General features: G+C 59.7%; 12 protein-coding genes. 7 read left to right on the top strand and 5 right to left on the bottom strand.

Annotated elements, in window-relative coordinates; all coding sequences use genetic code 11:
- Nucleotide 1 precedes the first annotated feature (1 nt).
- The 4 genes from ACFQDI_RS05405 (at nt 2) to ACFQDI_RS05420 (ending at nt 5,324) form a co-directional block, all read left to right on the top strand.
- Nucleotides 2-1,372, top strand: coding sequence for a sulfatase-like hydrolase/transferase (locus ACFQDI_RS05405; protein WP_377164214.1), 1,371 nt, complete (start codon nt 2-4; stop codon nt 1,370-1,372).
- Between the two features lie 139 nt (nt 1,373-1,511).
- On the top strand, nt 1,512-2,660 hold the full coding sequence (locus tag ACFQDI_RS05410) for an alpha-hydroxy acid oxidase (protein ID WP_377164216.1): 1,149 nt from the start codon (nt 1,512-1,514) through the stop codon (nt 2,658-2,660).
- 70 nt (nt 2,661-2,730) lie between these two features.
- Nucleotides 2,731-3,786, top strand: coding sequence for a tRNA pseudouridine(13) synthase TruD (truD, locus tag ACFQDI_RS05415; RefSeq protein WP_377164218.1), 1,056 nt, complete (start codon nt 2,731-2,733; stop codon nt 3,784-3,786).
- A 77-nt stretch (nt 3,787-3,863) separates the two neighbouring features.
- A complete protein-coding gene (locus tag ACFQDI_RS05420; protein ID WP_377164220.1) occupies nt 3,864-5,324 on the top strand; it encodes a metallophosphoesterase family protein in 1,461 nt (486 codons plus the stop codon).
- Nucleotides 5,325-5,358: 34 nt separating this feature from the next.
- On the opposite strand, the gene ACFQDI_RS05425 is transcribed toward ACFQDI_RS05420, so the two are convergent.
- On the bottom strand, nt 5,359-5,967 hold the full coding sequence (locus ACFQDI_RS05425; RefSeq protein WP_377164222.1) for a carbohydrate-binding family 9-like protein: 609 nt from the start codon (nt 5,965-5,967) through the stop codon (nt 5,359-5,361).
- Nucleotides 5,968-6,044: 77 nt separating this feature from the next.
- Here ACFQDI_RS05425 and ACFQDI_RS05430 point away from each other — a divergent pair, with 77 nt between their 5' ends.
- Both ACFQDI_RS05430 and ACFQDI_RS05435 read left to right on the top strand, forming a co-directional pair.
- Nucleotides 6,045-7,982, top strand: coding sequence for a CehA/McbA family metallohydrolase (locus tag ACFQDI_RS05430; protein ID WP_377164224.1), 1,938 nt, complete (start codon nt 6,045-6,047; stop codon nt 7,980-7,982).
- A gap of 41 nt (nt 7,983-8,023) precedes the next feature.
- Nucleotides 8,024-9,454, top strand: a complete 1,431-nt coding sequence (locus ACFQDI_RS05435; RefSeq protein ID WP_377164226.1) for an FAD-dependent oxidoreductase — start codon at nt 8,024-8,026, stop codon at nt 9,452-9,454.
- Here ACFQDI_RS05435 and ACFQDI_RS05440 read toward each other — a convergent pair whose 3' ends face one another.
- The 4 genes from ACFQDI_RS05440 to ACFQDI_RS05455 all read right to left on the bottom strand — a co-directional run bounded on the left by ACFQDI_RS05440 (nt 9,455) and on the right by ACFQDI_RS05455 (nt 13,795).
- A complete protein-coding gene (locus ACFQDI_RS05440; protein ID WP_377164228.1) occupies nt 9,455-9,763 on the bottom strand; it encodes a ribonuclease III domain-containing protein in 309 nt (102 codons plus the stop codon).
- A 45-nt stretch (nt 9,764-9,808) separates the two neighbouring features.
- Nucleotides 9,809-12,397 carry a M56 family metallopeptidase gene (locus ACFQDI_RS05445; protein WP_377164230.1) on the bottom strand — a complete coding sequence of 863 codons (2,589 nt, stop codon included), beginning with the start codon at nt 12,395-12,397 and terminating at the stop codon, nt 9,809-9,811.
- A gap of 6 nt (nt 12,398-12,403) precedes the next feature.
- A complete protein-coding gene (locus tag ACFQDI_RS05450) occupies nt 12,404-12,784 on the bottom strand; it encodes a BlaI/MecI/CopY family transcriptional regulator (RefSeq protein ID WP_377164232.1) in 381 nt (126 codons plus the stop codon).
- An 84-nt stretch (nt 12,785-12,868) separates the two neighbouring features.
- Entirely contained in the window at nt 12,869-13,795 is a 927-nt protein-coding gene (locus ACFQDI_RS05455) for a hypothetical protein (RefSeq protein WP_377164234.1), read from the bottom strand.
- A gap of 249 nt (nt 13,796-14,044) precedes the next feature.
- On the opposite strand from ACFQDI_RS05455, the gene gap reads away from it, so the two are divergent.
- Nucleotides 14,045-15,094, top strand: coding sequence for a type I glyceraldehyde-3-phosphate dehydrogenase (gene gap, locus ACFQDI_RS05460; RefSeq protein ID WP_377164236.1), 1,050 nt, complete (start codon nt 14,045-14,047; stop codon nt 15,092-15,094).
- Nucleotides 15,095-15,195: the final 101 nt, after the last annotated feature.

A 15,195-nucleotide genomic window follows, 5' to 3' on the forward strand; every position in this document is an offset into this window, starting at 1 on the left:
CATGAGAATCATTCCATTCATCATTGGCCTTCAGCTCCTGGCCGTCGCTGCCTTCGCCAAGGCTCCCAACATCCTTTTTATCCTCGCTGATGACCAGTCGTGGAGCGGGACCTCGGTGCGGATGATGCCCAATGAACCGGGCAGTGCGGGGCGGGAGTTTCACACTCCCAATCTGGAAAAACTCGCCGCGCAGGGCATGGTGTTCTCTCAGGCTTATGCGGCGCACTGCAAATGCGAGTGCTCGCGTGCCTCCATCCAGATGGGGCGCACGACCAGCACGCTCAATGCGACGGACAAAAACTCGCGCAACTGGAACGCACCCGTGAGCGATTCGCTGGTCAACACGCTGAAGAAGGCGGACGGCAGCTATCGCGCAGCCCACTTCGGCAAGTGGCAGTGGTTTCATACGCCAGAGTCCATGGGGTATGACGCCAGCGATGGCATCACCATGAACGAGGACGGAGACACGACCGATCCGGAAGATCCGAAGCAGTCCTTTGGCATCACGCGGCGCGCACGCACGTTCATGGAGAAGCAGGTGAAAGAGGGGCATCCGTTCTTCCTGCAGCTTTCCTACTATGCCGTGCATCAGACGCCCCAGGCGCTGGCCTCGACGCTGAAAAAATACGAAAGCATGCCGAATCCTGGAAAGGGAGGGAAGGGCGACCGTGCTGTGATGGCCGCCATGACCGAGGATCTCGACACCTGCGTGGGCGAGGTTTTGAAACAACTGGATGAGCTCCACATCGCGGAAAACACTCTCGTCATCTACACTTCGGACAACGGCGGTCGCACGAGCGTGCTCAATGGCGGGAAAGGAGATCTGGGAGAAGGGGGAATCCGCGAGCCGATGATCATCCGCTGCCCGGGAGTCAAAGGCGGTGTGAACTGTGCCACCCCTGTCATCAGCTACGATCTGATGGCGACTGTGCTGGATTTTGCCGCACCTGGATTTCCCCTGCCCAAAGGCGTGGAGGGTGGAAGCTGGAAGCCGCTGCTGCTGAGCGGTGGAAAAGAACCCGTGAGGCGGCCGATTGATCGCTTTGTGTGGCATCAGGTGGTGGAGGTGGAGCAACCGATGTCTGCGATCCGAAAAGGCGACTACAAGCTGCTCTATCTCTGGGACAGCAAGGAGGGGCTGCTTTTTGACCTGGTGCATGATCTGGGAGAGACGCGAGATCTGGCAAAGCAAACCCCCCAGATGGCGGAGAAACTGCAGGCCGAGCTCAAAGCACACCTGCGCGCGGGGCTGGGGGAGCAGGCTTTTGCGGCTTTGGAGCGCGGCGAGTTTCCCCAGGGAAGAGGGCCCAAACCGGGCAAGGGCATGGGAGCCGGAGGCAAAAAGAAGGGAGCAAAGAAGATGGAGCAATGATCTGAAGCAGGTGCGTTTTGGCACTGGCAGCGTGGGTGCAGGAAGATTGCAAATCCGGCGATTTACTGCGAATGAAGTGGGCGTGTGCGGGCGATGATAGATCTGCACTTTCGCCCTCACTCCCGCTTTCCAGAACACCATGCCTGAAGTCTTCAACTCCAACTACCCCTCCATCGAGCACCTGCGAGAGAAGGCACGCCGCAGGGTGCCGCGGTTTGCCTTTGAATACCTGGAGGGCGGCTGCTTTTCCAACATCAACCTTCAGCGCAACACGGATGAAATCCGGCAGGTGCAGCTGAGGCCGTGGTATCTGCGGGATTATCCGGGTTCGGACCTGAAGACGGAGCTTTTTGGCATCACGTATGACGCGCCCTTTGGAGTCTCGCCCATCGGGCTGCAGGGGCTGATCTGGCCCAAGGCCACCGAGATCATCGCCAAGGCGGCGCACCAGCACAACCTGCCGTTCACGCTGAGCACCGTGGCCACGGCCAGCATTGAAACGGTGGCTGAGCTTACGGAAGGGAAGGCGTGGTTTCAGTTGTACCATCCTGCTGAAAACTCACTGCGCGACAAGCTGCTGGACCGTGTGAAGGATGCCGGCTTTCCGGTGCTCGTCATTCTTGCCGACACGCCCACCTTTGCTTACCGCCCCAAGGAGATCCGCAACGGGCTCTCCATCCCGCCGCGTATGACGCTGCGCAATGTGATCCAGATGATGCTGCATCCCACCTGGTCCTTCAGCCAGCTGGCGGCCGGTGCGCCGGAGTTCAAGACCATGAAGCCCTATCTGCCGAAGGGGCTGAACATGAAACACCTCGGGCTTTTCATGAACAAGACCTTCTCCGGGCGGCTGAATCCCGCCAAGATCAGCGCCATCCGCGAGCGCTGGCAAGGCAAGCTGGTGGTGAAGGGCGTGGTGACCGAGGAGGATGCCGAGACGGCGCTGGGCCTGGGCGTGGACGGATTCATTGTGTCGAATCACGGTGGCCGGCAGCTGGATGCCGGACAGTCCACGATCAAACCGCTCACCGAGCTGGCGAAAAAATTTGGACATCGCACTACCATCATGCTGGACAGCGGTCTGCGCTCCGGCCCCGACGTGGCCTGTGCGCTGGCCAGCGGCGCCAAGTTTACCTTCATGGGGCGCTCCTTCATGTACGGGGTGGGAGCCCTGGGCAAAGACGGGGCAGACCACACCATGACGATGCTCAAGCGCCAGCTCAAGCAGGTGATGGAGCAGGTGGGCTGTGAACGAGTGGCCGATCTGCCAAAGCATCTCGTGGCGTGAGTGAGGCTGCCGCAAACATCCTGCATCTTGGATTGATTCCGTGCAGGATGTGGCGCAGACCTTGCGGCACATGATTTCAGATCCGAAGGCACTTCCCTATCTGCACGGCGGCCCTCTGGGCCGGGCACGGTTCAAGGTGCAGCCAGAGGATTTTGTGGTGGAGGAGATTCTGGGTTTTGAGCCCTCGGGCGTTGGCGAGCACTGCCTGGTGTGGGCGGAGAAGCGGAATCTGGACAGCAATGCCGCCGCGGCGCAGCTGGCAGACGCCGTGGGCATCCGGCGCAGGCTGGTGAGCCACTGCGGGCTGAAGGACCGCCATGCGGTCACACGGCAGTGGTTCAGCCTGCACATGCCCGGCCAGCCTTCGCCAGAGCCAGCAGTGCTGGAATCCGAGGGACTGAAGGTACTGCAAATCACACGCAACACTCGCAAGCTGCGCCGTGGCATTCACCAGGGCAACCGATTCACCATCCGCCTGCGTGAGCCGGAATTTGACGCGGATTCCGCCAGACGGCGGTGGAGTGACATTGCTGCAAAAGGAGTGCCGAATTTTTTTGGCGCGCAACGCTTCGGCAATGACGGGCAGAACCTGTCCAAGGCGCTGGCGATGTTTCGTGGCGAGTTCAATCCAGGAGATCGACTGCTGCGCGGACTCCTCATCTCATCCGCGCGCAGCTATCTTTTTAACACCGTGGTAGCGGGGCGCATGGCGGCAGGCACCTGGGACAAGCCGCTTGCTGGCGAGGTCTTTGGATTCTCAGACAATGGCACCATTCTGCTGCCGGAAAACCAGCGTGGCGATGAGGTGGCAAGGTTTGAAAAAGGGATCGTGGAACTCACTGCGCCCTTGTGGGGAGAAGGAGATCTTCAGAGCGTGGGCGAGGTGCGTGACTTTGAGCAGAGCGTGGCAGACCGGTTCCCCGAAATCACCGCTGGTCTGAAAGCCTGCGGTCTGCGGCAGGAGCGGCGGGTCATGCGCTTGCGCCCTTTGCAGCCTGTCATGGAGGTGGTGGCAGATGGCGATCTTTCCATGCGGTTTGATCTTCCCAAAGGAACGTATGCCACTGCCATTCTGCGCGAGCTGGCGGCTCTGGATGAAGCTGGGCATGCCGAGGTGGACTCGTAGTGCTTGCTGACACGGCGCTGACAATTCTCCGGTTGCGGCCTGATGGCTCTTTGACATTTCCGTTATCATTTCTGTGCATGAAGACCTCTACGTCACTGCCTCTGCTGGCCGCATTCATTGTCATGGCTGCGGCGCTGGCCATGGCCCAAAATGAAGGAAAGCAGCCCAAAGGGGAGCGCGGCAACAAAGGCAAAGGGGCTGGAGCTGGCGGACAGGTGGAGCCTGCGGTGGTGCCGCCGTATCTTTTCAATGTCTGGCTCTGCCGCCCTGAGGCGGAATCCGTGACCCTGAGCGTGCTGGCCTGGAAGGACATGGAGGCTTTTGTCTCCTACGGTGCCAGCCCGTCGATGCTGACGCAGCGCTCCGCAGTCGTGAAACTCACAGCGGGGGAGCCGCAGACGATTTTGCTGGGGTCTTTGAAAGCAGACAGCGCGTATATTTATCAGCTGACTTATCGCATCGGCGGCGGCGAGGCGGTGCGTGATGAGGTGCGCAGCTTTCATACGCAGCGTGCTCCGGCGTCTGCCTTTACCTTCACGATGCAGGCGGACTCACATCTCGACATGAGCACGGACGTTCGCGTGTACCAGCAGACACTGGCCAACATGCTGACCGACAAGCCGGATTTCATGATCGATCTCGGGGACACCACGATGGTGGACAAATTTGGCAGCTTTTACACACGGGCGGAATCACAGTATAAGGCGCAGCGTTTTTATCTGGGGCGCATTGCACACAGCGTGCCGGTGCTTCTTGCCTTGGGAAATCATGACGGTGAGCAGGGCTTTCGGCTGACGGGGCAGCCGGATTCGATGCCGCTGTGGTCCATCGCCATGCGGAAGAAGTATTTTCCCAACCCCGAGCCCGGCGGCATCTACACGGGGAATTCAAAGCCTGAGGAAAGCGCGGGCATGCTGCAGGACTACTATGCCTTTGAGTGGGGCAGCGCGTTGTTCGTCGTGCTGGATCCTTTTTGGTTTACGCGGGAGCGCAAAAGTGAGGACAACTGGGACATGACGCTGGGGGAGGAGCAATACCGGTGGCTGGCGAAGACGCTGGAAACGAGCAAGGCGCCGTTCAAGTTTGTCTTTCTGCATCATCTCGTGGGTGGACTGGGCAAGGATGTGCGCGGAGCCGTGACGCCCGCGCCTTACATGGAATGGGGCGGCAAAAATGCGGATGGCAGCGAGGGCTTCAAACAGCATCGCCCAGGCTGGGCGCTGCCCATCCATCAGCTCCTGGTCAAAAATGGTGTGAGCATTGTTTTTCACGGGCATGACCACCTCTTTGCCAAGGAGGAGCTGGACGGTGTCATCTACCAGGAGGTGCCTCAGCCCGGACACCCAAGCGGTGGCACGCGCAGCGCGGAGGAATATGGATACACGGGCACCATTCTGGGCAGCTCAGGACATGTGAGAGTGATGGTGGGCCCGGGTGAAGCGCAGGTGGACTATGTGAGATCCATCGTGCCCGGGGTGACACGCGACGAGGTGCCCAATGCCTCCGTCGCACACAGCTACAAGATCAAAAGAAAGTAGGTTGAGAGGACCGCCGGCGTTCAGGCGGGGCTCGTCACACCAGTTCGAGAATGCCAAACGAGGCAGGCACGTGAAAATCTGGTCGCTCTGTCTGCGGATTGACCCAGGGCATCCAGCCGGACTGCACGGAGCCGTCGGGTTTGTGGCGAAATTCTGCGCGGTAGAGTCCGGCATAAAATTCGCGGCTGTCGGCTTTGAGCACCTGGAGCGTTCGCAGCGTGTCCAAAGGGATGCTGCCCATGACGGTGTAGCGGTTTCCCATGATCTCGGCTGCGAGGCTCAATCCCGCGCATCGCCAGTCCCAGTTCATTTCACGGTAAAAGCTGGCCTCGTAGTCGAGCACATCTCCACGAGGGGACATTTCCAGGCAGAAGTAGGGCTTCAGGCTGAGATCGGGTGATAGAAAAATTTCGACGCGATCAGATCCAAGCACGCGCTCTTTAGCATCAGCACCATCGGGCAGCACGAGGTCGTCATCTTGGCAGTCAAAGCGGAAATGAAGATGGCTTTCGTCCCACAAGGCGCGGAATTCGGTGAACGGCGCCGTGCTCTCTTCCCAGGGAAAGGAAAAGGCGGTCAATGATTCGGCCACCGCCCAGTCGAGGGCGGTGGCAGAGGTGTGGCGGACACGGTAGCGTTTCATGCGGCAGCTTTGGCAAGCAAGCGCTGCATTTCAATGACGGCTGGAAAACTGTCTGCCGGCGGAGGCGTTGATAGTGGATGAAATGGATTTTAGCCTGCCTGCCCGCATTGACCCTGATGGCGGAAGACGTGATCGTGCTGCCTGGAAAGATGCATCTCGGAAAGCCGGGGCAGTTTGAATGGGAGGAGTTCAAGGACAGGGCTGTGGACGCCGAGCGGCTGGAGAAGCATTTTGAGGCCAGGGCAAATACCTCAGAGCAGACGCTGCGCATCTGGCAACGGGATGTGAAGCTTGGCTGGCCTGTCTTTTTGAATGGCAAAAAGCTGGGGGCCTTGGTGACGGCCGAAACAGCGATGGAGAGCCTTCTCGCGATCCCGCTGGGGACTTTGCGTGATGGGGACAATCTTCTGATGATCGAGGCACCTACAGCTCTGGATGACATCGAGGCGGGGCCCGTGATCATCGCGTCAAAGACGAGTGCTGAGCTGCTCAGTGGTGCCCAAGTGGAAGTCACCGTGATGGATGGAGATGCGGGAGGTGAGCTGCCCTGCAGGCTGACGGCGACGCGTGTGGATGGAACCTTGCAGCCGCTGAGAGCCGAGTCTGCCGCAGATATAGCCGTGCGTGTGGGTGTGGTTTACACAAGGAATGGGAAAGCCAGACTCTCTCTGCCGCCTGGGGATTACATTCTCCATGCTGGGCGCGGCTTTGAATGGGGTGTCAGTCGTGAGGTGCTAACTCTTCAGGAAGGAGAGAGCAAAAGGGTGGCGGTGAAGCTGCGGCGCGAGGTGGATACCAAAGGCTGGATCGCGGCAGACAGCCACATTCATACGCTGACTTATAGCGGGCATGGCGATGCCAAGATCGAAGAGCGCATGCTTACCATCGCGGGGGAGGGGATCGAACTGGCGATCTCCACGGATCACAATCATCACACAGACTATGCACCGCAGGCCGCCAGCATGAGGGTGGCGAAAAGCTTCACGCCGGTGATCGGCAATGAGGTCACCACCAAGCACGGGCATTTCAATGCCTTTCCCATCGAGCCAGGAGCCCGTGTGGTGAATCACCAGCAGGAAGACTGGGCAAAGCTGCTGCCGGATATCCGGGCCACTCCTGGCGTGAAGGTGATCACGCTGAATCATCCGCGGGACCTGCACAGCGGCTTTATCCCGTTTGGCGGCATCCAGTTCAATCCGAAGACGGGCAGGCACCGCCAGGCAGATGCACTGGCGGGCATCGATGCGATGGAGGTGATCACTTCTGCAGCGATGCAGTCTGACATTCACCTGCTTTACCGTGACTGGTTTGCGCTGCTCAATCGCGGGTACCGCATTGCGGCGGTGGGTTCGAGCGACAGCCATGATGCGAACCGTTTCATTCTCGGGCAGGGGCGCACCTATGTGGCCGCCAAGGATGCCGATCCGGCGAACCTTGATCTGGATGAAGTCTGGCGCAGCTACAAGGAAGGGCGGCTGCTGGTGAGCCTGGGACTGCTGGCGCAGCTCAGGGTGGATGACAAATTCATCGTCGGAGATCTGGCGACAGGACTGAAGGAAAAGATCAAGGTGGAAGCGTCCGTCTCTGGGCCTGCATGGACGCAGGCAGACCACATCGAACTCTTTGCGAACGGCATCCTGATTCGTGAGCAGAAGATTGAAGACAACCATCGTGCGGGTGAAAAAGCGCGCATTGTGTGGGAAATGCCCAAGCCCGCACATGATGTGCATTTGGTGGCCATCGCGACGGGGCCGGGTATCACCGAGCCGTTCTGGGAGATTCCCCGGCCGTATCAGCCGAGCAGCAAGAGCTTCATCCCTCGTGTGGTGGGTTCGACGAACCCGATCTGGCTGGATGCCGATGGCGATGGCCGCTTTGAGCCTGCGGTCGAGATCGCCCGGAGGCTGATCCGGGAAAATGGCGGAGATCGTGAGAAAATTCGGCTGGCATTGCAACGTTGTGACGAGGCCGTGGCGGTTCAGGCGGAATCTCTGATGGAAAAAAGTGGCCCATGATTTTGTCCAAAACTGCGGTAAATCTGACTTCACAATCCGCCATGAGCACATCCAGCCCTTCCTCCGATCTCAAGCGCCGTTCCTTTCTGCGCGCCGCCTTCTCTGGTGCCCTTGTCACGCCCGGGGTGATGAACGCAGCGGAGGTGGAAAAAGCCATTGCCACATCTGAGGGGCATTTTCATGAGCAGGCACGGGATCTGCCGCTGGTGGAGGATGCAGACGTGATCGTCTGCGGAGCCGGACCGGCAGGTATTGCGGCTGCCATCACGGCGGCGCGAGCCGGGGCACGTGTCCGCGTGTTTGAGTGGCGCGGCTGTCTCGGCGGCGTGTGGACGGCGGGCCTGCTGGGGTATCTGCTCGATTTTGACAAGCCGGGCTTCAACCAGGAGCTGCTGAAGCGGCTGGACGAGCGCGGCATGCGCCGTGGCACCAGCCACAAGAGCATCTGCTACGAGCCGGAAGGCATGAAGCTGCTGCTGGAGGAGATGTTTGTCGAGGCAGGCATCAAGTTCCAGCTTCATACCCATGTGTGTGCCGCCTACCGCGACGGAAAGCGACTCACGACGGTGGTCACGGAGTCCAAATCTGGCCGGCAGGCCTGGAAGGCGCCGGTCTTTATCGACACCACGGGAGACGGAGACCTCGGAGCCCTGGCGGGTTGCTCCTTTGAATACGGTGAGGCGGACGCCTGCCCCTGCCAGCCGATGTCTCTCAATGCTTTGCTTGTGTGCAAGGATGTCGCGGCTTTGGAGGCCTTCATTCACAAGTCCGACCCCAGCAAGGCTGATGGTGTAGCCAAAGACGCGTTTCTGGCGGAGATCAAGCGTGCGGGCCTCTTCCCCTCCTATGCCAAGCCCACCCTCTGGCAGGTGCGGGACAATCTGCTGCTGGTGATGATGAACCACCAGTATGCCGTGCCCTGCTTTGATGCCGCGAAGATCACCGAGGCCACTGTGCAGGCCCGTGCGGAGATGAACAAGATCGTGAATGCCCTGCGTAAGCTGGGCGGCCCGTGGGAGGCCCTGCAAATTGCCGCCACGGCGGAGCAGATCGGCGTTCGCGATGGCCGTCGCATTGCCGGGCGCTACACTGTAACGAAGGACGATGTGGCCACAGGTGCACGCTATGACGATGCCGTGGTGCGCCCGACCTTCAGCGTGGACATTCATGCCCTAAGTGCCGACATGAACAAGACGACCGCCTATCACAACGCGGGCATCAAAGTGAAGCCGTATGACATTCCGCTGAGGGCGCTGATCGCCAAGGATGTGGACGGCCTGATGATGGCCGGGCGCAACATCAGCGGCGATTTCATCGCGCATGCGAGCTATCGCGTGACTGGGAACTCGGTGGCGATGGGAGAGGCGGCCGGTGTCACCGCCGCGCTGGCAGCCACCACCAAGCGCCTGCCGCATGACGTGCCATGGAGCGAGGCCGAAGCCAAGCTCAAGGCGCTGGGACAGCGCGCCTAGCTACTTGCCGGTGCGTTTGCGCTTGGCCTCCTGCTTGAGAAACAGCGGCTCAAGGTTTTCGTGGATCCAGGCAAAGGCGGCCTCCAGCCCCTCGCGCTGGTAGATCACGCCGATGTCAGCCTCCACCGCGGTGGGGTTGCCTGTGCAGGAGAGGAATTGATTGCAGGTGAAGCGCATTTTCATCTCCGCATCCACCTTGCCATGCAGCTTCAGGATGAAGCTGCGGACGTAAAGCTCCAGGACGGCATCGCCGATCCAGGCGTTTTCGCGCAGGCGCTGGGTGAGGTCGAGTTCTGGGAGGGATGCCATGAGCGTGGCATCCAGAGCGAGCTTTGGCGCAAGTTCAACCGTGGATCACTCGGTATCACCGGGCTGTGCCGAACTTGTCAGCCCTTTGAAATAGGCGCTGACCCAGGAGTGCTGCAGGCGGGTGGCTTTCACATAGAAGGAGGAGTATTCTTTTCGGTATGTGACGCTCGGTGTGGAGGTGTCCTTCTTGGGCGTGGCATTGCTTCCATTCAGGATGGTGCTGATGTCCTTGAGAATGGTCTCGGCGCTCGCTTGCGTTTTGGGCTGGGAGTAAAATTTACCGATCAGATCGGCATCTTCGCTGGGACGGATGATCCAGCGTTCACGATCAAACACCAGTGTCAGGCCGTTCGCACCACAAAGGGTTTCCAAGACATCAAAGGGACTGGCATGGATGCTGAAGGTGACCAGCTTTTGGTTGATGGGATTGTCGTCAGGCGGAGAGATGAAATTCATGCCGGCGTCGGTGGCGAGATAGCGCAGCACATCCCCCAGCCGCGCTTTGGCGAATTCATACTTCTGCGGGCGGGCCTTGCGGAGCTTGTCGGCCTCAGCCTCTGCGGCAGATGGTGCAGCGGAGGAAGGGCTGGAAGCCTGGCTTTTGTCCTGCTTCGACTCCGGTATGAGGACGTAGGACCGGGCGTCATGAGTCAGCTTGTGATGTCCTAGCTCGGCGCAGTAGCGCAGGGCTTCGTCAACCGGCACGTCCTTGAGGGAGAGGGTGATGTTAGCCGAAGTGTCCCCGCCTGGTTGGAGGATGATGTTGACGCCTTTCCTCTCGGGGTCGAGCTCCCGGGATTGGTTGCGGATAAAGTCGAGGCATTCGTTGAGCGATGCCTCGCGCATCTCCAAGCTGGGAATAATGACTCTGGGAGATGGCATTTCTGCTGCAGGGACCTGACTTGAACTTGCAGCCCCAGTTTTGATCTCGGTTTCACTCACAACGACGGCATATGGCTGCACGCTCATTTTGAGGTTGGCCAGCTCGACGACATAGCGCAGGGCTTCGCTCAGCGGGATGTCTTTGAGATCCAGAGAAATGATCGCGGCAGACGGCGGGTCCCCGGCGCGGTAGAGGATGCTGACTCCACGTGCTTTGGGGTCGGTGGTCAGAGTGTCAAATTCACGCCCTTTGACGCGGAGGTATTCGAGCGCCTCCTGCACCGAGGCCTCTTTAAATTGAATGCTGGGTATGATGATCTTATCCAGCTTCGACTTGATGAAAGCATATGGGTTTGCGGCCTCTGTCTGAGTGCCCGCCTTCATGTAGTTTAAGTTCATGGCCTTGGATGCCGCGGCTTCGTCCTGGGTGCCGAAATAGATGCCACCAAAGGCTTCGCCATCCTTGTTGTAAAAGCTGAGATGTGGCAGTCCCGTCTGTGGGTGCGGGTGCACCAGGACAACGCTGCCTTTCCCCTTTTTGATCCGGGCTCTCTGCCGCGGATCGACCGGAGTGCGGTCGGAGTTTTTCACGGTGACGAAAAGGGAGATGTAGGCCTCGTCCTCACTGGCGAGCACATAATCGGCGGAAACGGTCAGCGATTCTGCCGTGGTCTGCACGGAGTGGATCTGAATGGAGTCTCCCTCGCGGAATGAGAGCTGGCCGATGGTGAAATCACGCACCGGCTCCGACTTTTGGGCGCGGGTCACTCCAAAAAATGTCATGAGGATGATGCATATGGCCAAGACCGCCCTCATGACCGGACGTGGGCGAGGGTGGCTGATGATGGACTGAATGCGGGAACGCAGCACCGCGCCACGCTGAAAGATACCGACAAAGCCCAGACTGAGGCCGCGTGGGCAGAAGGCGCTCTCCACCTTGAGGAGGGCATGGCCGTATTCGGCACGGTGGTCCTTGGTGGCATCGTGGAGGACCTGGGCGTCGCACGCAGCTTCGCGGTCGGCGCGGATTTTAAAGAAGGCGATCCAGAGCAGGGGATTGAACCAATGCAGAGCCATGAGAAAGCACATGAGGGCATTGAGCGTGAGGTCGCCGCGCTTGAGATGCATGAGCTCATGCTTGAGCACGAGGCGGGCTTCGGCGGGGGTGAACTCATGGTCAAAGCTGACTGGCAGCAGCAGCACGGGGTGCAGCAGGCCGGTGACCGCAGGACTGCTGACGCCAGGGGAGATCAGCACCTCGGGCATGCGGCGTAGGCATACCTCGCGGGCGATCTGCGCGAGCGTGGCCAGGATCTCGTCGCTGGCGGGATGACGGGCCCGCTGAAAGCGGCGCAGGGCAAGCATGAGGGAGACTCCGCCGGAAAGGAGAATGCCTGCGGCAATGACGAGCCAGCCCACGCGGACCAGGTGCTGCCAGTCCACAGGCGGCGGCAGAGGCTCAGGGGCGGAGAAAACCACCGGCATCTCATGCACGACATCGCTGACAGCCATTGTCGCGGCGACAGGCGTCTGGCGCGCATGCGCTTGAAACACCTGCTCAAGGCTCCAGCGGCTCTCCGGCAGCACCGGCATGAGCAGCACAACGAGGGTGGGCAGCCACAGCGCGTAGCGCATGCGGGCGCTGAGGTGGCGGTGCAGAGCCGCCTGGATGAGCAGCGTGGCAGCAGTGAGCAGCGACGCACGGAGGCTGGCGGCGAGGAGCCAGTCGAAAATGTGGGTGAGCGTGTTCATGGTGGGTCAAGAGTTGAGAGACTGGTCGAGCAGCTTTTTCAGCTCCTTCACTTCTTCGGCGGTGAGCTTGCTGTTCTGGGCGAAGTGCACGAGCAGGGGCTTGGCTGCGCCGCCAAAGATGCGCTGCATGAAGGACTCGCTCTCGGCGTGCACGCATGCCTCCCGCTTTACAGCGGGGAGGAAGGTGCGGGTGCCGCTGGCGTTTTCGGCGGTCTTGAGCGCGCCTTTTTCCACCAGCCGCGTGAGCAGCGTGCGGACGGTGTTTTCAGCCCAGTTGGTGGAGGCACGCAGGGCCTTGGTCACTTCAGAGGCGGTCTTTGGGGATGACTCCCAGAGAACCTCCATGATGGACCACTCAGATTCGGAAATGTCGGGTGCGTCTGGCATGATTTAATGGAATTAAATTCATTTCACTACATTTGTCGTGATATGACAACTACAAATGTAGTGATTGGCGGCTTTGGAGGGCTTTTACTTCAGGCCAACAGGGGAGAGGACATAGCTCCTGACGTCGTATGAAAGCTTATTGCCGGAAACTTCAGCGATGTAGCAAAGGGCTGTGCTGAGGGGAATCTGTGAGAGGCAAAGAGTGATGGACGCGCGCGGAGCACCGGGTTTGACCACAATGGAGAGCTCACTGCGATCAGGATTGAGCTCGCGCGATTTGACGCGAATAAAGTGGAGACTCTCTTCTAGGGTTGCCCCGTTGAGGTCCATGAGAGGCAGAATGGGCTGGGCGGAAGAAGTGGCGGGAAGGCTGGCACTTTCAGTTTCTGCGTCGGTGGCCACCACCGCAAAGGGATCGTAGCGCAGTCTGACGTTGGAGATTTCGGCGCAGTAGCGGAGAGCCTCATCCAGCGGAATGTCTTTCAAATCGATCGAGATCGGCGGGCGCTTGACGCCTTCGCGCAGATGCAGGACATAATTTAACGGAGGGGGAATTTTGTCACCCATATCGTAGCAGCCGCGGTTCACCCGCAGGTACTCCAATGCCTCCTCAAGGCTGGCGTCTTGAAACTGGACAGTCGGAAGAATTCGCTTCTCCATGTGGTTCTGGAGGCTGGTGGTCTTCTGATAAACAGGAACCCTCTGGTCATTCTGCTCTCGGATGGCCACAGCGTGCCGCTCAACGGTGTATTTGAGCCCGACCAGACCAGTGATGTGGCGCAAGGCTTCGGCCAGTGGCACGCCTCGCATGCTGAGGCCGGATGCGGCCGGCAGCTTGAGGCTGCCTCCGGCAACGATGACGATGTTGACTCCCTTGATTCCGGAGCCGGCGGAGGTGGTGTCAAATTCACGGCTTTTCATGCGCAGGACCTCGACGGCTTCCTCAAGGGCGACTTCTGACGTAGGATAGTCTGGGATGATGATCGTGTTCAGCTTCTCCTCCAGCGACATGACATGTGGCTTTGGCTGTGCTTCGAGCTCCGGGGCTGTCTTTTCACGCCAAAACCAGCCAGCTGCCACGGCGACGCACGCAAGCAAGGAAAGCACTGTGGCGGACCTGTTCATGGTGGCAGGATAGGGCTGGCGCTCGGCCTTTGGGAAGCTTATTCCGGCCCGAAACCTGCTGCCTCGGCGGTTGACACCCACCCCCCCCGGCAGTAATCCTGCTTCCCCTCAAAAATCAAAACTAACTCAAACAACATGGTCAAAATCGGCATCAATGGTTTCGGGCGCATCGGCCGCCTCGTGTTTCGCGCAATCTGTGACCAGGGTCTCCTGGGCAAGGAAATCGACGTCGTCGCCGTGAACGACCTCGTGCCTGCTGACAATCTGGCCTACCTCGTCAAGTATGACTCCACCCAGGGCAAGGCCCGTGAGGAAGTGTACTCCAAGAAGTCCAGCCCTGACGTGGCTGAAGACGACATCCTCGTGGTGGACGGCCACGAGATCAAATGCCTCGCCGTGCGTGAAGGCCCCTCCGCCCTGCCATGGAAGGCACTGGGCGTGGACATCGTGATCGAGTCCACCGGTCTCTTCACCGAGCGCAGCAAGGCTCAGGGCCACATCGACGCAGGCGCCAAGAAGGTCATCATCTCCGCCCCTGGCAAGGATGAAGACATCACCGTCGTCATGGGCGTGAACCATGAGAAGTATGACGCCTCCAAGCACCACGTGGTGTCCAACGCCAGCTGCACCACGAACTGCCTTGCGCCGATCGTGCACGTGCTGCTCAAGGAAGGTTTCGGCGTGGCCGAAGGCCTCATGACCACCATCCACTCCTACACCGCCACTCAGAAGACCGTGGACGGCCCGTCCAAGAAGGATTGGAAGGGTGGTCGCAGCGCCGCCATCAACATCATTCCTTCCGGCACCGGTGCCGCCAAGGCCGTGGGTCTCGCGATCCCGGAAGTGAAGGGCAAGCTGACCGGCATGTCCTTCCGCGTGCCGACGCCGACGGTTTCCGTGGTGGACCTGACCGTGAAGACGGAGAAGGAAACCAGCTACAAGGAAATCTCCGCCGCCATGAAGAAGGCCAGCGAAACCTACCTCAAGGGCATCCTGAACTGGACCGCCGACGAAGTGGTGAGCACCGACTTCATGCACGACCAGCACAGCTCCATCTTTGACGCCGGTTCCGGCATCGAGCTGAACAGCAAGTTCTTCAAGCTCGTGAGCTGGTACGACAACGAGTGGGGCTACTCCAACCGAGTCGTCGATCTCGTGAAATACATTGTGAGCAAAGGCCTGTAATCTAACCGAACACAGACACCCTTTAAAGCCTTCGACGGGCCGGCTCACCTGAGCCGGCCCGTTTTGCGTTCCTGCTCACCCTTCTTTTTTCCATGAACCTC

The organism is Prosthecobacter fluviatilis (genome assembly GCF_042655725.1).
Lineage (GTDB): Bacteria > Verrucomicrobiota > Verrucomicrobiia > Verrucomicrobiales > Verrucomicrobiaceae > Prosthecobacter > Prosthecobacter fluviatilis.